At 39.6% G+C, this 19,454-nt stretch carries 19 protein-coding genes and 1 pseudogene; 1 reads left to right on the top strand and 19 read right to left on the bottom strand.

Annotated elements, in window-relative coordinates:
* Positions 1 to 42 precede the first annotated feature (42 nt).
* The gene (locus UFO1_RS15980) at positions 43 to 1,359 is read left to right on the top strand and encodes a 6-phospho-beta-glucosidase (protein ID WP_038672413.1); all 1,317 of its coding nucleotides are present in this window, start codon (positions 43 to 45) and stop codon (positions 1,357 to 1,359) included.
* Positions 1,360 to 1,421: 62 nt separating this feature from the next.
* On the opposite strand, the gene pepF is transcribed toward UFO1_RS15980, so the two are convergent.
* From pepF to thiD, 19 genes and pseudogenes are all read right to left on the bottom strand, one after another.
* A complete protein-coding gene (gene pepF, locus UFO1_RS15985) occupies positions 1,422 to 3,326 on the bottom strand; it encodes an oligoendopeptidase F (RefSeq protein ID WP_038672415.1) in 1,905 nt (634 codons plus the stop codon).
* A 105-nt stretch (positions 3,327 to 3,431) separates the two neighbouring features.
* Positions 3,432 to 4,250, bottom strand: coding sequence for a Cof-type HAD-IIB family hydrolase (locus tag UFO1_RS15990; RefSeq protein WP_038672417.1), 819 nt, complete (start codon positions 4,248 to 4,250; stop codon positions 3,432 to 3,434).
* A gap of 148 nt (positions 4,251 to 4,398) precedes the next feature.
* Positions 4,399 to 5,118 carry a KDGP aldolase gene (locus UFO1_RS15995; protein WP_038672419.1) on the bottom strand — a complete coding sequence of 240 codons (720 nt, stop codon included), beginning with the start codon at positions 5,116 to 5,118 and terminating at the stop codon, positions 4,399 to 4,401.
* A complete protein-coding gene (locus UFO1_RS16000; RefSeq protein ID WP_038672421.1) occupies positions 5,118 to 6,239 on the bottom strand; it encodes a DgaE family pyridoxal phosphate-dependent ammonia lyase in 1,122 nt (373 codons plus the stop codon). The genes UFO1_RS15995 and UFO1_RS16000 overlap by 1 nt, the downstream gene beginning before the upstream one ends.
* Positions 6,240 to 6,276: 37 nt before the next feature.
* Positions 6,277 to 6,939: a DUF4310 family protein gene (locus tag UFO1_RS16005; protein WP_038672423.1), complete on the bottom strand. Its 663-nt coding sequence runs from the start codon at positions 6,937 to 6,939 to the stop codon at positions 6,277 to 6,279.
* Position 6,940: 1 nt separating this feature from the next.
* Positions 6,941 to 7,726, bottom strand: coding sequence for a DUF4311 domain-containing protein (locus UFO1_RS16010; protein ID WP_038672425.1), 786 nt, complete (start codon positions 7,724 to 7,726; stop codon positions 6,941 to 6,943).
* A gap of 32 nt (positions 7,727 to 7,758) precedes the next feature.
* Positions 7,759 to 8,097, bottom strand: coding sequence for a DUF4312 family protein (locus UFO1_RS16015; RefSeq protein WP_038672427.1), 339 nt, complete (start codon positions 8,095 to 8,097; stop codon positions 7,759 to 7,761).
* Positions 8,097 to 8,477 carry an SFCGS family glycine-rich protein gene (locus tag UFO1_RS16020; protein ID WP_038672429.1) on the bottom strand — a complete coding sequence of 127 codons (381 nt, stop codon included), beginning with the start codon at positions 8,475 to 8,477 and terminating at the stop codon, positions 8,097 to 8,099. The genes UFO1_RS16015 and UFO1_RS16020 overlap by 1 nt, the downstream gene beginning before the upstream one ends.
* A 21-nt stretch (positions 8,478 to 8,498) precedes the next feature.
* Positions 8,499 to 8,807, bottom strand: a complete 309-nt coding sequence (locus UFO1_RS16025; RefSeq protein WP_158442838.1) for a PRD domain-containing protein — start codon at positions 8,805 to 8,807, stop codon at positions 8,499 to 8,501.
* Between the two features lie 38 nt (positions 8,808 to 8,845).
* The gene (locus tag UFO1_RS16030; RefSeq protein ID WP_038672432.1) at positions 8,846 to 9,976 is read right to left on the bottom strand and encodes an amidohydrolase/deacetylase family metallohydrolase; all 1,131 of its coding nucleotides are present in this window, start codon (positions 9,974 to 9,976) and stop codon (positions 8,846 to 8,848) included.
* Positions 9,977 to 9,988: 12 nt separating this feature from the next.
* Positions 9,989 to 11,932, bottom strand: a complete 1,944-nt coding sequence (locus tag UFO1_RS16035) for a transcription antiterminator (RefSeq protein WP_371256731.1) — start codon at positions 11,930 to 11,932, stop codon at positions 9,989 to 9,991.
* 314 nt (positions 11,933 to 12,246) lie between these two features.
* Positions 12,247 to 13,599, bottom strand: coding sequence for a lipase family protein (locus UFO1_RS16040; RefSeq protein WP_038672436.1), 1,353 nt, complete (start codon positions 13,597 to 13,599; stop codon positions 12,247 to 12,249).
* A gap of 38 nt (positions 13,600 to 13,637) precedes the next feature.
* Positions 13,638 to 14,534 (bottom strand): radical SAM protein, encoded by an 897-nt coding sequence (locus UFO1_RS16045; RefSeq protein WP_038672438.1) that lies wholly within the window; start codon positions 14,532 to 14,534, stop codon positions 13,638 to 13,640.
* A gap of 177 nt (positions 14,535 to 14,711) precedes the next feature.
* Positions 14,712 to 15,398 carry a DNA/RNA nuclease SfsA gene (gene sfsA / locus UFO1_RS16050; RefSeq protein WP_038672441.1) on the bottom strand — a complete coding sequence of 229 codons (687 nt, stop codon included), beginning with the start codon at positions 15,396 to 15,398 and terminating at the stop codon, positions 14,712 to 14,714.
* Between the two features lie 13 nt (positions 15,399 to 15,411).
* Positions 15,412 to 15,846: pseudogene (gene msrB / locus UFO1_RS16055) on the bottom strand (peptide-methionine (R)-S-oxide reductase MsrB); the annotation flags it as partial.
* 162 nt (positions 15,847 to 16,008) lie between these two features.
* Positions 16,009 to 16,638, bottom strand: coding sequence for a thiamine phosphate synthase (thiE, locus tag UFO1_RS16060; protein ID WP_038672445.1), 630 nt, complete (start codon positions 16,636 to 16,638; stop codon positions 16,009 to 16,011).
* Positions 16,631 to 17,443, bottom strand: a complete 813-nt coding sequence (gene thiM / locus UFO1_RS16065; protein WP_038672446.1) for a hydroxyethylthiazole kinase — start codon at positions 17,441 to 17,443, stop codon at positions 16,631 to 16,633. The genes thiE and thiM overlap by 8 nt, the downstream gene beginning before the upstream one ends.
* Positions 17,407 to 18,639 (bottom strand): putative hydroxymethylpyrimidine transporter CytX, encoded by a 1,233-nt coding sequence (gene cytX, locus UFO1_RS16070; protein WP_038672448.1) that lies wholly within the window; start codon positions 18,637 to 18,639, stop codon positions 17,407 to 17,409. Before cytX ends, thiM begins: the two co-directional genes overlap by 37 nt.
* A complete protein-coding gene (gene thiD / locus UFO1_RS16075) occupies positions 18,629 to 19,438 on the bottom strand; it encodes a bifunctional hydroxymethylpyrimidine kinase/phosphomethylpyrimidine kinase (RefSeq protein WP_038672449.1) in 810 nt (269 codons plus the stop codon). Before thiD ends, cytX begins: the two co-directional genes overlap by 11 nt.
* Positions 19,439 to 19,454 lie beyond the last annotated feature (16 nt).

Below are 19,454 nucleotides of genomic sequence, written 5' to 3' on the forward strand. Positions count from 1 at the left end.
TTTATAGAGATAAAAATTCCAAGTGTATTAGGAGGTTTTATTATGAAGGGGTTAAAAATTGTGACAATCGGTGGTGGCTCAAGTTATACACCGGAGATTATTGAAGGATTTATAAAAAGATATGATGAACTGCCCGTTCACGAACTGTGGTTAGTAGATATTGAAGCAGGCAAAGAAAAATTAAGAATTGTAAGTGATCTTGCCAAAAGAATGGTCCAAAAATCCGGGGTACCAATGGAAATACACACGACTCTAGATAGAAGAGAGGCTCTGCCCAATGCCGATTTCGTAACGACACAATTTCGCGTAGGGCTCTTAGATGCAAGGATAAAGGATGAAAGAATTCCATTAAGCCATGGTTATATTGGACAAGAAACCAATGGTGCCGGAGGAATGTTTAAGGCACTGCGAACCATTCCAGTCATACTTGAAATTGATAAAGATATGGCAGAATTATGCCCGAATGCTTGGCTAATTAACTTTACCAATCCCTCAGGAATGATCACGGAAGCCGTACTGAGATATGGGGCAAATAAGAAGGTCATTGGCTTATGTAATGTACCTATTGGAATGGAAATGGCAATAGCCAAACTATTTGATGTTGACCACAATAGAATAAGAATTGACTTTGCCGGTTTGAATCATATGGTATTTGGTTTAAATGCATATTTAGATGGTGAGAACATCACCAAATCAGTGCTTGATAATATTGCTGCTGGCAAGATGCCGAGTACTGTAAAAAATGTTATCAATATTAATTGGATACCCGAATTTGTACTAGGATTAGATATTATACCTTGCCCCTATCACAGATACTATTTCAAAAAATATGAAATGTTGGAAAAAGAATTAGAAGAGTTTGCCAAAGGGGAAACTAGAGCTGAAATAGTAAAAAAACTGGAGGATGATCTTTTCGAATTGTATAAAGATCCGAGTTTGGACATAAAGCCACCACAATTAGAACAACGTGGTGGAGCCTATTATAGCGATGCAGCCTGTAGATTGATAAACTCAATATATAATGACAAGGGTGATATTCAGCCAGTAGATACGAGAAATAATGGTGCAATTGCCGGAATTTCGCCTGACTCGATTGTGGAAGTAAGCTGTGTGATCACTAAAGATGGTCCTCAACCAATTGCTATCGGTGAGCTACCCATACAAGTAAACGGCTTAGTACAACAGATTAAGTCTTTCGAAAGAGTAGTCATTGAGGCAGCTGTTACTGGCGACTATAATAAAGCGTTATTAGCTATGACAATGAACCCGTTGGTCGCTTCTGATAAAATGGCTAAAGTTTTATTTGATGAAATGTTAGAAGCTCACAAAGAATATCTCCCCCAATTCAAAAGCTTATAATAGCAAAAAACAACGCCAGATCCGAAGGAATGATCTGGCGTCATTTTAGTTAAATTAAGATACTATTTAATTGTGAACGATTCTTCTTTCATTAAAATTTCCAATTCATCTAACAAACGATTAAATTTATGTAACGTAATTTCGATAGGCTCAGGAGTAGACATATCCACACCAGCATGTTTTAAAATATTGATTGGTGTATCTGAACCACCAGCTTTTAAGAAATAGATACTGTACCGTTCTTGGGCTGTCTTACCTTCTGTTTGTAATTTTTCTGCAAAGGCCGTTGCTGCTGAATAACCAGTTGCATATTGATATACATAAAAATTACGATAAAAGTGAGGAATACGAGCCCATTCTATATCAATTTCTTTATCCACAACCATATCACTACCAAAATATTTTACATTAAGTTCATGATACATACCTTCCATCACATCAGCCGTCAAGGTTTCCCCTTGCTCACTTTTTTCGTGAATCGCTTTTTCAAATTCGGCAAACATGGTCTGGCGATATAAGGTAGTGCGAATATTTTCTAAGTATTGATTTAAGAGATATATTTTTGTCTTTTTATCTTCTGTGTGCTTCAGCATATAATCAATGAGTAATATTTCATTTGTAGTAGAAGCAGTTTCTGCTGTAAAGATCACATAGTCAGAAGTAGGATAAGGCTGGTGCTTGGCACTATAGTAGCTATGCATGGCATGACCCATCTCATGGGCTAATGTAGAGGCATCGCTATATTTTCCGTGATAATTCAAAAGAACGAAAGGATGTATGCCATAAACACCCCAAGAATAGGCACCTGAACGTTTTCCTTGATTTTCATAAACATCAATCCAGCTTGCTGCTATACCTTTGTTAAAGTTTTCGATATACTCTTCCCCCAAAGGAGCTAAGGCTCTTCCTACAACCTCCAAGGCCTCTGGATAGGTCAATTTTATATCTATATCCTTTACGATCGGCGCATATAAATCATACATATGTATTTCTTCTACGCCCAAGGCCTTCTTCTTTAAGGCTACATAGCGATGTAATGGGGCAAGATTTTGATTTACGGTACGAATTAAATTATCATATACGGCTACAGGAATATGGTTTGGCGTAAGAGCAGCTTCCTGCGCCGAAGGATACTTATGGGCTTGGGCGAAAAACACATGCTGTTTGACATGCCCATTGAGAGTTGCTGCCAAGGTGTTGCGATACTGACCATAAGAACCTAGTACACCAGCAAAGGCTTCCTGACGAACGCGTCGATCTGACGAGCGAAGGTACGTGGTGTAACGACCTTCACTTAATTGGACTTCCTGTCCTTGCTCATCTTTAATGTTGGGAAACCGAACTTCTGCATTTGCCAAAACATTAAAAACCGTAGCAGGAGTTTCCGCTACTTCCCCTGCTTTTGATAGTAGTGCTTCCTCTTTAGGAGAAAGCACATGATCTTTTTGCTGGATTAAACTATCAAAATAGAAGTTATAAATAGCTAGCCCTTTTTCCTGGCGCCTAATTTCCTGCAATTTTTCCGTTGGCATAGATACAATTTCAGGCTCAATAAAGGAAGTAGCGGCACTAACTTCCACATTTAATGATCGAGCTTTGCCAGTTAATGCCTGGTACTTATTATCAGCCGTATTTTCATCTTGATGCATACGGGCAAAAGGATACAACTTTCCTGTAATCATGGTTACTTCATCACGTAGTGTAAGACATGCAAGCATATCCTTACCCGAAAGATGCAGCTTGCCTTTGTATTCGGCAATCTTAGGCAACATAGCTTTCACCTTGTTGTAGTCTACCTGCCAAGCATCATCGCTTGTATATAAATCCTCAAGATTCCATTTATATTCAGCCTGTATTTGGGCTCGGTCAGCAATCTGAGAATTTTCCGGAGCTCCTACTGCACTAGACGTAGTAGAAAGCATCATCATACTCAATGCTAAGGGGAAAACGTGGGTTTGTTTAAACATAGAACACTCTCCTTTAAAAATAATTCCAGTCCTTTCCTTTATCCTAACACGAGTGAAGCCTCTAGTAAAAGCCTTATTATGCGGAAGTACTTATATTGGATAGTATTATATATTTTCTTTTAATACATACTTCCTTAAAGCGTATTCCACACCTCTTTCTAAATTGCTTTTAGGGATGATAATATCTGCATGCTGCTTTAATTCTGTACTAGCATTTCCCATCCCAATTCCCAATCCCACAGCTCGAAGCATTGCAATATCATTTCCTTCATTTCCAATGGCTAATGCTTGTGACATAGGAATTCCCAATTCTCGGCAGATAGTACCTAACGCAAGGCCTTTATTTACCTCAACATCCACGATTTCCAACCCCCGTGGTGAATCTTGAAAAACAGTGACCGCATCCTTCCATTGGCTAAGCTGCTCTTTGGCATACTGAATGCGCTCTGGCTCATCTTGTAAAACAATACGAAAAGGTGCCTCATTCAATGTCCTTAGTTGTCCCCTTCCCACGACTGTATAAGGAATATTAAAATTCCTCGAAAATTCAATGGTTTTGGGCGTGGCTTCCTGCACAAAGAACATTTCATTACAATACACCTTAATATAGTAACCTTGCTCCTCAAAAAATCTAATAATTTCCTTTGACTTAGCTACGTCGATAGGCCTTCGGGTAATAATCTTTTCCTTTTTTATATCAGCAACGTAGGCACCACAATGAGTAATCAAGGGTACTTCTATCTTTAACTGACTTGCATAAGGAACCACCGAGCAAAATGATCTGCCCGAAGCCAATGTAAATATTACGCCTTGCTGCTTAACCTGCTGAATAACCTGGATGGTTTCTTTGGGAATTTGACGTCTATCATGTAACAACGTTCCATCCAAATCAATAGCAACTAATTTAACATCTAAATAGTGCATATAATATCCCCCTCCTATTCAATAAGAAAATAACTTTACTACATGGAATCAGCACAACTTACCAAGAAATTAGTGTGTAATGTAAGATAAACCACCCTTCCGAAAATTCTTTCAAAAGAGTGGTCTATCATTCTTTTCGTTTTTTACATTAATTTCCTGACAATGAAGTAAGTAACTTAGCAACTTTCTTAGGATCGGTTAGACCTGTTGCCTTGTCTACCAGTGCAGTATAAATGTGAGGAATGATGATTTCAGCACCATTTTCAGCACAAACCTCTACCACCTTGTGAACCGAATGAATATCAATTCCGCCCGTAGGTTCAAATATCCTAATTCCTTGCCGAACAGCCGCTCGTACCATTTCAGCAACTTCGTCTAATCTTGATTGTCCTTCAATAGGATAAAACTTTACAGAATGTATGCCAATTTCATGTAGTATGGCAGCAGCACCATCGCAGGAGATACTATCTTGGAAATTTTGACTTTGTGGTCCTGTACATACAGATACCTTTCCAAGACTTACAGGGCTAATCAACGCATTCACCATTGTATGATCGCTACCGACACCTTTTAATCCTGCTAGGGTATAACCAGCAGCCGGGAACACTTGATTTACATGTACTGGTTTTGTTTTTATAGCCACTTCAGCAACCCGACTCCATTGAGCAGGATCTCCCGCCCCTAAACCAACAGAAACCGGAATGTTAGCTTGCTGAAATTCTAGAATTTTCTCTATCGCTTCATCATTGGAGTTAAAACTTTTAACCATGATTCCAATATATACTTGCCCCTCAGCAGCCTCTACAATGTCCAAGGCATTCTGACGATCCTTAGCTAATAAATTTAAACGAACAGTTACATTTTTCATTATTTTTCTTCCTTCCCCTTGCACTTACTCATGATTTCACGAATACGATTCGCAATTATTTTCTCCTGATCCAATAATAAAGGACGAGGATCAATATTGATGATTCCTATGTTGGCATAATAATTCCTAGTATAAATAGCAGGATCGCCTGCTTCTAATTCTTTAGCCAATGTTATCGCGCTGATTCCCGTAATCTTTTCATCAACTGTAAGTTGCGCTCGATAAATCGCCCGCCCGGCTTCATCCTGCACAAGGGCACCTTTGATACCAGGAACAGCAGCAAGTTCTTGAATCAACCAATTCATGCGATCCATTTGTCCTTGTGAATCATCATCTTTCAATTCATATCGTTCCAAGGCTGTCATCAAACCAACAATGGATTCTTTGCCAACCTTCATTGCTCTGCCAATTCCTTTATATTGCTTATGACAGGCTTTAATTAAATCCTCTCTACCGCAGATCAACCCTGAAGTTGGACCTTCTAGAGCCTTGCCACCGCTATAAATGACGATATCAGCACCCTTAGCAATATAACATTTAAAATCTTCTTCTGCTGCTGCATCAACAAGAATAGGAATATTTCTTTCTTTGGCAATAGCAATCATCGTCTCTAAGGACTGCATCCCTTTTTGTACTGCATGATGAGATTTTATGTAAAATAATGCTGCTGTTTTTTCATTAATTGCTCCAAGAATATGGTCTTTCTCCACGTGATTGGCTTGCCCTACCTCTACAACTTTACCACCGCCTAAGGCAATCATCTGGGGAAGAGAAGCACCAAAATGTACAGAATGGCCCTTCTGAAGAATAATTTCATTTTTTAGACCATCAGTATTAGGTACTCTCTCAACAAGTGCCAAATTTTCGCCAGCAATAACAGCTGCTGTAGCTATCGCAATACCTGGCGCAGCCCCAGCAGTAGGGCAGCCATTTTCAGCACCTGTCACTTGTGCAATTTTTTTACCAGCAGCAATCATCAATTCATGAATATCAACATAATCCATAGCGGCCGCACTCAAAGCCTGAGCAATCTCGGAATGTACTGCACTAGCTCCTAGTACTGTCATTTTACCACTTGCATTAATTATTTTACGCAAACCAAATTTTTGATAAATATTCATTCTTTGCACCCCTAATTTCAAGATAGTCTTTCGCCATCTACTTCGTCAGAATAGGGAAAAAGGCTCCAAGCAGCATTGCCCCTAAAATAGCTCCACCCGCAATAGGTTTCTGCCAAACGTAAAATATGGCTGCGCCAATTACTGCACCTAAACCTACGGGAATGGAAGCCATTGTAGCTGAGATAATAATGAGAGGACCTAAATATCGTCCTGATGCATTACCTGCCCCCATCATAACATCAGCACCGAACGTAGATGAGTTTCCACTGATTGTAAATTTACGAATTAACACGATGATCGTTCCAATTATTAAACCAAGTGCCCCACCAGTAGCTAACGCAAGAGGAAAAGACGCCAGCGGAGCTGTTACTCCCATACCAAGCAGCATAGCAGGAACACCAATTCCAATCCCCGTCTGCAGTGCACCTCCAATATCCAAAATGCCGACGAGGGGTCCTTCCAAAACTCGAGCAAAGAGAAAACTTGCGCCAAAGGCTGCCGCTGCACCATATGCACCGGTTTTCAAACCACCTTCCAACATGGCCACAATGGCAATATCATTAAAAGCACCAATATGATACACATAATACATATGGGTACCAGAAAATATCCCTGCAGAAAGCATAGCTACAAAGAGAACAAAAGCCCATTCAGAATACCAAAAACCTGTTAATTCAGTTTGTTTTTCCTGATTCTCCATTCTATTTCACCACCGATCCAAAGATTTTATGGAATTCGATCAATCCTGTTGGTACACCAATATGAAACTCATTTAATAATCTGGCATCAAATCCACGGAAGAATCCACTAAATACAAACAATAACACTACGGCTACTACCAAGGTCTTCGTAATATGATTCCAACCGCTTTCATCTACACCTTTACCTATTAAAATACCTAAGACAATCCCTGGTACTGCATTTCCCATAACAAGCTGCGACAAGCCTCCCAGAACAGTAGCCCATGTACCGCTCCTTTGCCCGGCATCAATAGCTGCCATCCAGAAAACGATAGGCATAACTGGATTAATCAGCCAGTTGGCTGCTGGGACTAGTACTTTTGTCGCAATAACTTGCAATGAAGCCGGAATCGCCACGGCTGTTGAATTCATCACAGTAACTACAACTATGCCAATGGCAGCACCAGCCAAAGCCATTTTTTTTGGATTATGCAAAGTTTCTTCCACTTTAGGATTTTTAGAAAGCAACGCTGCTGCCGCCCAATTTGGAATAATACGATGTTCTACATCTTGAGTAAAAGCACCAGCACCAACAACAGATGCCCAAGAATTAAATAAAAATCCTAAACCAAAAGAGAAATGAGAAATTGGATCACCTTCACATGCATTTAGCTCGCCAAAAGTCCGAAAAGCCCCCATTCCCTGAACATTTGGTGCATGGAACATTCTAGCAGCACCTGCCCCTACGCCGAAACCGACCAAAGCGCCAATAATAATTGACTCGAAAATTATCGTCATTGTATCCATCCGCCTATCCCTCCCTTAATTAATACCAACTATTACTGCATGCGCAGCACTCTTTGCACCGTTGATAATTCTTCATTTCTTTTCTCAAACTGAATTTCCGTCATATCAATCATCCTGAGACGAACAGTAATATTAACGGCAATATCATACCTTATCCGTTTACGGGGAAATAAAATGCCTAAAAATTTTTCAGTATAACTGGTTTCAATAGCAGATACTACTTCAACCTCTTGTGGCTCTATTTGTAAAACGATATTTGAAAAAGTCTTGGCTACCAAGGGCTTAATTTGAGAAAAAACATCATTAAAAGCTCTTTCTTTGCTCTCACCTGTCCCCCTCAAAGATAACGTATGTTTTAACTCCTTATACATTATTGTACCTCTTTATTTTTTTCTTGTAATTTTATGTACTCTTCCGTTAGCCTTCGGCCCAGTTCTTCAATATCCATAAAGCCAAAGCCAACCACCTTCTTACCTGCTCGAATGGCTGTGACACCTGCATCAACAGAACGAAGACCAAATTCAACAGGATAGCCATACTTGGTTTTTGCTGTTATAGCCCCTGCACCACCACTACCACAAAATGAGATAGCAAAATCAGCTGCTTCTTTGTGCATAGTATCCGCCACCTTCATATCAGCGGCAACACCAGGAATCAAGATTGGTATACCACCAGCCTGTTCTACACCTTGCGCTACCTTCTGGCCTTTACCTAAACGATCCCCGATTACCACTCTAACTTTCTTGTCCATTCATAAATCCCCTTTCCTATTTTAATTACTATTTTTAGCGGTCTCAAAATGCAAGGCTAATAACACGGTTTCAGTCTCATCATTAAATTCACTATCAATTTTTCGTAATATCTTTCTACTAAGCTCCATCATATTCGAACTCACTTGGTCCATTATAAATTGATCTACCGTAGGAAGTCTTTCGCCTTTTTTCACACGCCTAATGGCAGATAGCAAATGAACTCCCATACTTAACCAACGTTCCTCAGATATTTCTAGACCAGCTTGTTTTGCATTGATTGCTACCATCTGCAATAATTTTTTAAACTTGGCCATTTCCTCCAGATCCATAGGCATCTCCAAAGAAATTGTTTTAATAAGTGTATCTATCATCTACATTTCAATACCTTTCCTGCTTTTATTGTGAATTTAGCTTGGAGCAACTGTCGCCCCTTAAAAGTCTTATTTTCTGCATCAATAAATTCAAAAACTCCATCTTCTATCGTGAGAATACTAATATCTGCAATTCTCCCTACTTGCAATGAGCCAATTTCATGCTCCATCCCCAGTATGGAAGCTGGCGCAACAGTGGTTGCTGCAATAACCTCATCCAAGGAAAAATCTAATGCCAAGAATTTTGATAATGTAGTTGTTAAACTATATACTGGACCATTAAAGTTAGCCAAGTAAATATCCGTGCTGATTGAATAGGGCTTAATTCCCGCCCTTTGAGCTTTCTGTAATGTTTGTACACTGAAGCTTGAGTTTCCATGCCCCACATCAAATAAGATTCCACGCTTCAAAGCTTGACGTACCTCAGGAAGTATTTCATCACCTTTAAAAATACCACCTTTTTTACCATGAAAAGCATGGGTAAGTACGTCACCGGCATCCAAAACATCCAAGATATCTCCAAGCTCAGGCGGCCCATTACCAATATGGACCATCAGCGGGAGTCCTACCTCTCGAGATAATGTTTTGGCTATTTTTAAAGGCTCTAAACCGCTATTTCCCAATACCGAACTACTCATTCGTACTTTTATTCCCCGAATGATTGGATATTGACCAATCCGTTCAGCTACATTCTCTTTATCCAGCTTAGTAAGGTCACTTAATTCATCCCGCCCAGAGCACAATCCATCACCAGCTATATTAATCCAAGCTAATACTTGGGTTGTATTCTTTTCAACAACATTTGTAACAAACCTTGGAAACGTTACTGCACCAGCACTTCCTGCATCTACTAGTGTAGTGACCCCTTGCTGTACTCCGACCAAATCAGCACCAATACCTAGCTCAGCATCATCAGGGAATACATGGGTATGAAGATCAATTAAACCAGGCGTAACCAAAGAACCTTGGACATCAAGCATGTCTTTTGCACTATTCTCTAACCCAAAATCCTCTGGACAGTGGATACTAAAAATACGACCAGCATCAACAGCAATATCATATTTCCTATGGATTTTAGAAATAGGATCGATAACCATACCATTTTTTATCAGAAGATCAAAAGCCATTTCTATACCTCCTCACGAAAAATATCGAAGTATTGCACTAATTTCACTTTTTGGTATACTACGATACTCTTCACCTAGCACATTGATCAATTTACACCGCAGTTCCGCTAATCGCTTACTCTCAGGCTGATCACTATAGTTAAAATCAACATAGGGAGAGCCAAAGGCCAGCCTGTTTACCATAAGCAAACTATGAAGCATTAAACCAGCGGCTGCTTGCTCAGAAAGATATTCCTTAAACTCACTTGTAATTAACATACCAAGTTGAAATCCCTTACTAATGATGTCCTGTGAAATGCTTTCAACAAAAGGTAACTCTGTAACATTAATGTTCCGAATCATTAACATAAAGGATTCCGAAAAATCATGTTTTTTTTCTGGAGTCTCCTGGGTATATTCTAATTGGGTACCACATATTTTCTTCAATACCTTATGAATTGCCACTATATCTCGTTGTGTAAGTATGGAATTGACAACAACAAGGGGGCATTCCGTATTGATGGGCAATACACTAATCACCAAATCAATGGGCTGCATTTTGAGGACTTGCTCAATTTCAAGCACAGAACAATACCCGAGCACACTCAAACTTTTTATTTCATTTTCCAATCTGGTCTTCAGCAGCCTAGCCGTGCCTCGTCCTGTACCGCAAACCACAATCGCCCTAAACTGTGACCTCCCATATCTCCTCTCGTATGCTGCTTGGAAGTGAAGGACGATATATGCTAAATCCGGATCTGTCAAAAACACGCTAATTTCCGCAAATACTTCAGAGCATACTTCTTTTACACATCTAAACATTTCTGGATAGGATTGAATGACTTCTGCTACCAAGGGATTCGGATCGATAACGCCATATTCGTATTTTGCTAATTTATCTGTTAAATGGGCAAGCAGACTATCAAATAACTCTGTGTCATCTGTATACGTTACTTTTAAGCATTGACTCACTTTGCTGATTATTTCTGCAGTTATGCCTGTAACTACTGGTTGTTTATAACCATTATGATGAAGTTCATTATGATACATGCCATTGCCTAGAGATTGTAACCAGATAAAGCCAATTTCTGTATCAGATATCTCGGTTCCCAAATGATTAGCGAGTGCTGCGCATTCTTCACTGAAAATACTATAAAAAGGATGCTCTTTTGCTTGTATCGCAACGGTCGTATCGAAAGCGGTAAGACCATTGTTTGTTTTAATCCTTTGAATGACAACACAAAAGCGTATTAGCGCACCAATCAGCATTCGATCAGAAAGATATTGTTCTCCTACCTTCTTAATGTTTGCAGCAATACGCCCAATCGCTTGGCATACAATTTTCAACTGGTCTTTTTCTAATAAAAAAGTGGTTATAACGTTACCTACACGAGATGGAAATTCATACTCACGTGCAATACTGTGCAAAATATATGAAATTTCATTACTATTTAAAAAACTTTGTACTACATATTCCAGCGCTAACCGACGGTTAACCTCTGAGCTAACTGCACGTATACCATAATGAACCTTTCGTTCCATTTCAATGCGCCAGTTCTGAAGAAGCCGTTCTACTCTTTGCATATCAGCAACTACTGTATTACGGCTGACTCCCATTTTCTCAGCTAAAAGATTAATGGTAACAAACTTTTCATTAATCAATAATTCTAATGCAATATACTTGCTTCGTTCCTCTTGATTAAGCAGCAAGGCCACGCCTGCTTCATTATCTAACATACTGCGAATTTTATTGATAGCTGTAATTTCACCCTCAAGCCATATTCCAAGATTGGGCTTGGATTCTAATTGAACCACTTGTTCCTTTTGTTTTTCTAGCCATAAACGGACATTTTCTAAGTCATATTTAATAGTTCGGGTGCTAACATGAAATTCGTCAGCTAAGTCTTTAATTTTAAAGGAGCGTTTTGCATCTATAATTTTTTTTAGTATTTGACGACAACGAAAAGTAAGAATAATCCTCTCCCCCCTTTACTCGTACATACACCAGAACGACTTAGAATTCATTAACCGTATTATATTCTGAATTTTTGCTATAATAAAGTACAATTTGCTTCACCGTATATTAGTGCAAAATCAATTTTTCAAGAATACAAAACTCCTTTTACTTTACTATTTAATATAGAAAAAGACTTGGCTTACACCAAACCCTAGGATATAGGCAAAGTATTCATTCTTTATATTGGAGATCAAGAAGGTCGTATTCTTTCAATTGCATAAAAAAAGCAGGAACACATGTCCTGCTTTTCAAAGGAGCCCTTTTAGTCAAAATTCTATTTGCCCTTATCTGAACCTAACCACTCTTGCCTATCATGACTCATTGTTTTCATATCGTGAATAAATGCCTCCAAGGGCGTCATCTCCCGAGTACTACTTCCATAACTAGCAGCATGAACAACAGCACGATTCTCTACGCGATATACTCTTTGTGTCAAGGTGATATAATACACATTTTCTTCATCCTTAACTTTGTGAGCCTGTACAGTTGGCACTACCACCCATTCAGATTTTTCTGCTAACGCTTTTTGGAAGATGTCCTCATTCGTTTCTTCTCCAGCTAACATATAATTAGAAAATGTAGCGCGATATTCATCTTGTAAAGCTTCTTTCATATAGACAAACTCTGCTTGCAGCTCCTCTGGTAGATCATTTTTGAGCGGTGCTACAAATACTCTTGACGTTTCAGAAGTACTAAAAGACTGCTTAGGCATCGATAACTCCCCCGCCTGTACAGCTTGCAGCCGTTTCTGATAATAGTTTTTTATCGCCAAGTCTAAATATAAGGTAATTTGATGAGGTCCTGGATTTTCAAGAGTAGGTACTTGCCAGCGAATTTCTCGCCCAAATTGTTCATACCCGCCCACTAATTTTTGCAAAGCCTGAGTTACAGGGTCACCAGTAGCCACAACACGAGTTAAGTGTAACAAAGGCTCATATTTCTGGCGAAAGGCATGGTTTCCTACGGCTGGTGCGCCAAAAGTAATGACCTCCACTTGTTCTGGTTTTATCCCCATTTCTAGTAATCTTGCTCCCCCAATGGTAACTCCTGCTCCCCCTAGACTATGTCCTACTAAATATACCTTTTTGTCCCCGTCCTCTTGTAATATGTCTAAAAATGGTTTTTTTGAATTACCAACTTCTTCTACTATTTCTTTGGAAAAACCAGCCTGAACATATTGATTGAATCCCTCATGTACCTTAGGTACTGTATCAGGCATATTTTTTCTCTGAGCATTCTCTGAAAATTCTTCTGGTCCTTTACCAGCAAAATAGACCTTACCTACTCGTAAGTCCGTCTTTACGTCTTTTATATTCTCTGTTCCTACTGCCGAAAGCAAGTATAGGGGAATGGAACTCCCCTCTTGGCTCTTTTTGGCAAATAAAAATCTCGCATCTGCTTTTTTATCTTTCCCAACGTAATACTGAATTTTCCAGCCATCTTGCACTAGAGCGTCCCGAGCAATGATTCCCACTCGATCACTATATACAGCTGTACAAGCTGCGGCAGCCATATATAAAGTACGAGCTTCCTCATATTCCTCTAGGTATATAGCACTTACCAATACTGGCTGTAACAATAAAAAAATAAAACTTATTACATAAATGCATTTTAAAATTTTTTTCAAAACAACCCTCTCCTACTATAACTTGATGGAAAGTAGTCTCACTGTTCTACGTTATTGTAAGGGTCCCATTCTGTCATCGTCGATAAATGCTCCATTGCCTTCTTACAATCCACCAATAGTTTTTCTTTATCTTGAGGCAACGTACCCGCCAGGGCTACATAATTTGAAATGTGATTGCTGCGAAACAAACAATGAGCTTCACTATGCAAATCAATACCAGAAATTAATCGCGACAGTTCACCCATAATTTCTGCGGGAGACAATAAGGTAAATTCACCTCGTTCATATTCGGCCCTTAGCTCGCTCCCTCGATACATCATTAAGGTTAAAGCACTGAGCATATTGGGACGAATCGCATTCACTGCTTGAGCAGTATGATAAGCATGTTCTTTAGAACCTGCCTTCCCTGCAAGGCCGATGATAACCATCAATGACAATTTGATGCCTGCAGCGACTATTTTCTGCCCTGCTTCAATAGACTGTTGTTTTGTAACGCCTTTATTTACATGGAGCAGTACTTCATCATCGCCTGATTCCATTCCATAGTACACTAGTTTCAATCCTGCTTCTGATAAACGCTGAAGTTCTTCGGTTGTTTTTCGTAAAATATCATTGGGTCCCGCATAGCAAGATACTCTGCGAAGTTTGGGGAAATTTTCATGCAGTACTTTTAATATCTCCAACAACCTAGGGGTTGATAAAACTAATGCATTGCCGTCTGCCAAGAAGATACGGCGAATCATATCCTTATACGCTTTGGCTTGCTCGATTTGCGCCATAATTTCTTCCATGGAGCGAGTACGAAAATCAACAGTTCTGTACATATTGCAATAAGTACAACGATTATGAGAGCACCCAATCGTTACACGCAAAATAAAACTATCCGCTTCGCTAGGCGGACGAAATACGGGGCCCTCGGCAGTGTCAAAATACATAGTCTTCTCCTCCTACTAACAACAATTCAGAAACTCTAAACCACAGAAAAAAAACGATTGAAGCACAAAGAAACGAAGTCGCTACGCGGACACAATGAACACAAATGTGTCCATTTAACATGTTTTGTGTTCTTCGTGCATCTTTGTGATCTTTGTGGTTAAATGCTTTTTAAAACCTTACAGTACTATATCGACTCTGTCTCCGATTACAATCTTATCTTCCTCAACATAAGAATCATATGCTAGTAATATAACACCTTTTGCAGCAGCCAGTTTCAAGGCTGCTGCAAAAGCTTTGTCTGTCTTACTATTAGGGCTAAAACTGATGACACCTTTCATTTGGATAAGAAAGAAAATATATCCCTGATAGCCTTCTTCAACGGCTTTAATCATTTCATATACATGCTTGGTCCCTCTACTTGTTGGAGCGTCGGGAAACATAACCATACCATCCTCTTCTAATGTCACTCCTTTGACTTCAATAAACCCCTTATTGCCAAGGGATTCAAAGTAAACATCAAATCTGGAATTACCAAAGGTGACTTCTTTTCTTAAGGTATCTATGGTAGCTATCTCTGAAATACTTCCTGTCTGTAAAGCTTCCAAAACAACATAATTTGGTACTTGGGAATCGATATTAATCAGCCTATCTCCTTTATAAATACAAATAACCGAAAATCTTGTTTTCCTTGCTGGGTTTTGAGAGCATTCTAAAATTACCTTCGTCCCTGCAATAAACAACTCTTTGCATCGGCCTGTATTTTTTACATGAACAATTTCCTCGGTTCCCTCTACCCATACATGAGCAATAAAGCGATTGATTCTTTTTATAAAAGTTCCTACTACTATTTTATTATATTTCATAACAAACCACTATCTATTTCTCCCTATCAAATAATGTAAGATACTTTCCATATCCTTCTTTCTCTAAATCCTCTTTGCCGATAAAACGTAACGCTGCCGAGTTAATACAATAACGTAGCTTAGTTGGAGTAGGTCCATCGGTAAAAACATGGCCTAAATGAGAATCCCCTTCTTTACTACGCACTTCTGTACGATTCATAAAATGACTATGATCTGCCTTTTCCTTAACCGCTTCTTCTGACACAGGTTTTGTAAAGCTAGGCCAACCACAACCAGAGTCATATTTGTCCAGGGAAGTAAATAATGGTTCCCCTGAAACAATATCTACATAAATACCCGCTTGTTTATGATCCCAATATTCATTGCGAAAAGCAGGCTCCGTTCCATTATTTTGTGTTACTTCATATTGAACTTTACTAAGCTTATTCTTCAACTGTTCTTTATCTTTCATTACCTAACACCCCTTTTTATTTGATTCTAGTTCCTATTATTCTACCCCTGAGTTAGGTGAGATATTAAGCTAAAAGCGTAGTAATTCACTAACTTCTATTATAAAAAGTTAAAATCCTGCAACGTCTTTAAGGAACGTTACAGGATATCTTTTGACGCTTTATTTAGTTATGATCTGACGCAGATGCCAAGCAGCTTCCCTCGGATTGGTTGCAGCAATAATTGCAGATACTACCGCGGCTCCATCCACTCCCGTCGCTATTACATGATGAATATTACTCCCATTAATACCGCCAATTCCAACAATCGGTATCTTAATTTTTTCTTTTATCATCCCCAAATCCTCAAGACTCACATGATCTGCATCACTTTTGGTCAGAGTAGGAAATAAGGCTCCAATTCCAAGGTAATCTGCTCCTTCCTCTTGAGCCCTTAGCGCTTCTTCTAGGGTAGATACAGATACCCCAATAATCTTTGTTGGTCCGAGTAAATTTCTTGCTACTGGTAAGGGCATATCCTCCTGACCAATGTGTACACCATCTGCATCTACGGCTAGAGCGATGTCTACACGATCATTGACAATAAAGGGAACACCATAGGTAGTCGTAATACCTTTAACCTGTAAGGCCAACTGAAAAAAGTCCAACGTAGATATGTTTTTTTCACGAATTTGTACTAAACTAACACTGCCCTTAATCGCTTCTTCTACTGTATTAGCAAGATCTTTGCCACTTAATAATTCCCGGTCCGTAACTAAGTACAAGGAATAATCAATTGCCCCTTTATCCATTCGTTATCGTGCCGCCTTTTACTAAGATCTCTGGAGTCATATTCCATACGGCATCAAATAACCGAGCACGAAATGTTCCAATCCCTTCGCCAGCTTTCAAGGATTGTCTCGCGAGCTCCCCAGCAAGCCCCATGGTCAGAACTCCTGCTGCTGCTCCGACAAACAAGTCATCATTTGCGCCACAATAAGAAGCAATGAGAGATGTAGCCATACATCCAGTGCCAGTAACCTCTGACAATATAGGATGTCCATTATTAATTAGGCAAACTTTATTTCCTTGGGCAATATAATCTTGTTTACCCGTAATTGCAATCACACAACCAAGTTTTTGCGAAAGATGTCTAGCTACCTTCTCTCCATCCATTTCATCAGCCACAGAATCGACGCCTTTAATTTCTGTAGCGATACCCGCTAAAATTTTCATTTCTGACATATTGCCACGTATTACATCAGGACGAACTTCTTCTATAATTCGCTTTGCCGTAACCGTACGAAGGTTAGTAGCTCCCACCCCTACTGGATCGAAGACAATGGGAATTCCCTTTTCTTTCGCCTTTTTGCCAACCACTAGCATGGATTCAATACTTCGAGAATTCAGTGTACCTATATTTAACACTAAGGAAGAAGCAAAAGAAACCATTTCTTCAACTTCTTCTATATCATCTGCCATCACAGGAGAAGCGCCTATCGCCAAGGTGATATTTGCACAATCATTCACTGTCACATAATTAGTAATATGATGTACCAAAGGCTTCTTTTGTTTTAGAGCTATAAGGCCATCGGAGATTTTTTGCAGTATTTCCATTGTTTCGTATACCCCCATATTATTTTATAGAGTAATGCGGTAATCAGCATAACAGGTATCGTCGCTCCAAAGATAAATTCCATTTTGATAAACTGATAATACATTCCTACGCCAAGGGCCCAAACCACTAATGCACTCCAGTTGATTAGAACCTCGGGTCTAACTAGCCGATTTTTAATGATAAAATACTCGGTCAAAAGTACCGCAAATAAAGGTGCAAAAACTGACCCGATAGCAATTAGAAAACTTTCGTACTCTTCGATATTGATCCACAAAGCGATCACTGTGCCAATGATCGTCATCACCAAAGCAACCTGTTTCTCATTTAACTCCGGGAAAATATTATTAAAGCTTACACCTGCGGAATAAGCATCCAAGAAAGTCGTCGTTACTGTTGCTAATACTACAATCCCCAAGGCAGATAGTCCCAAATTAGCAGCTAGCATCATAGCTGAAGGCTCTGGGTTGCCAGCAACAATAGCGGCTCCGAGACCAATGATATACATCCAGCAGCTGCCAATAAAGTAGCCAAGGCCACTGCCTAAGGCGGCACTTGTTTTACTTTTTGCAAAACGAGTATAATCTGCAATCAACGGTAACCAAGACAAGGGCATAATTACACTAAGTTCTAACGCTTCACCAAAGGACATACCACCAGCAGGTAGTACGCTTAAAGCGGAACTATCCTTAAATACAACGGTACTTAGTATCACAGTTATGCCTAATAAGAGAAACACGGCCAACATATTAAGCCTCTTCAAGCCGCCTTCCCTACCCAGAGCAATCCATAAAAGAACTAAACCACCAATACCAATGCTCCACAAGGACATTTGATCCATACCCCAAAGCATTTTACTTATTTCATTGGCTGATCTGGCCGCTGAAATAATCATAACGGCTGTCCAACCTACTAGTTGCAGTACATTTAGTATGGAGAATAAATAGGAACCATAGGCTCCGAAAGAAATTCTGGTAGATACTAGGGCTGGTATCCTTTCCTGAGTTCCTATGATGCCACATAACACCATCATAACGGTCCCCACCACATGACCAATGACAATGGCGGTCACACCACTTTGAAAACCAAGAGGAGCCAATAGCCCGCCTGTTAAAATCTCCGCAATCGACACAGCCGCACCAAACCACAAGAATAAATAATGGGTAAAACCAAGTGTATTATTATTTTCATTTGTCATCTAACATACCTGCACCTTTATATAAATTATAGAAATGATGGACGGGACCAACCCCTTTACCGATGGAAAAAGAATGTTCAATTGCGGTATGAATATATTCTTTAGCCCGCGCAACTGCCTCTTGCACCAAATATCCTTTTGCCAAGTTGGCCGCAATAGCAGCTGACAAAGTACAACCCGTACCGTGCGTATTTTGGGTGGCAATCCGCAAGGAGCCAAAATGGTGGAAGGTTTCCCCATCAAATAAGACATCAACCGCATCCTCTTCTCGATGACCTCCCTTTAAGAGAACATATTTGGGCCCTAACAGATGAATGGCTTTAGCGGCTTCTTCCATATCTTTTAAACTATGTATCTTCCTGCCGCTGATTTCTTCCGCTTCAGGAATGTTAGGAGTCAGCACTGTCGCCAAAGGCAATAAACAAGATACTAATGCCTCCATTGCATCAGGCTGGAGTAAATAATATCCGCTTTTTGATATCATTACGGGATCCACAACAACATTCTGGGCATTAAACTTTTTGAGGCCATTGGCTACTGCTCGGATGGTTTCGATGCGAGAAACCATACCAATTTTAACAGCTGAAACTGCTATATCATCAAAAATAGCTTCTATTTGTTTCTCTATAACAGCTACATCAATATCTTGTACAGCAAATACGCCTTGAGTATTCTGAGCTGTCACTGCTGTTATGACACTCATACCAAATACCCCATGAGCACAAAAAGCCTTTAAATCAGCCTGAATTCCAGCTCCACCACTAGAATCGGAACCTGCTATCGTAAGTACCTTTTTAATACAAATTCCCCCTTAA

The sequence above is a fragment of the Pelosinus sp. UFO1 genome (genome assembly GCF_000725345.1).
Taxonomy (GTDB): Bacteria; Bacillota; Negativicutes; order DSM-13327; family DSM-13327; genus Pelosinus.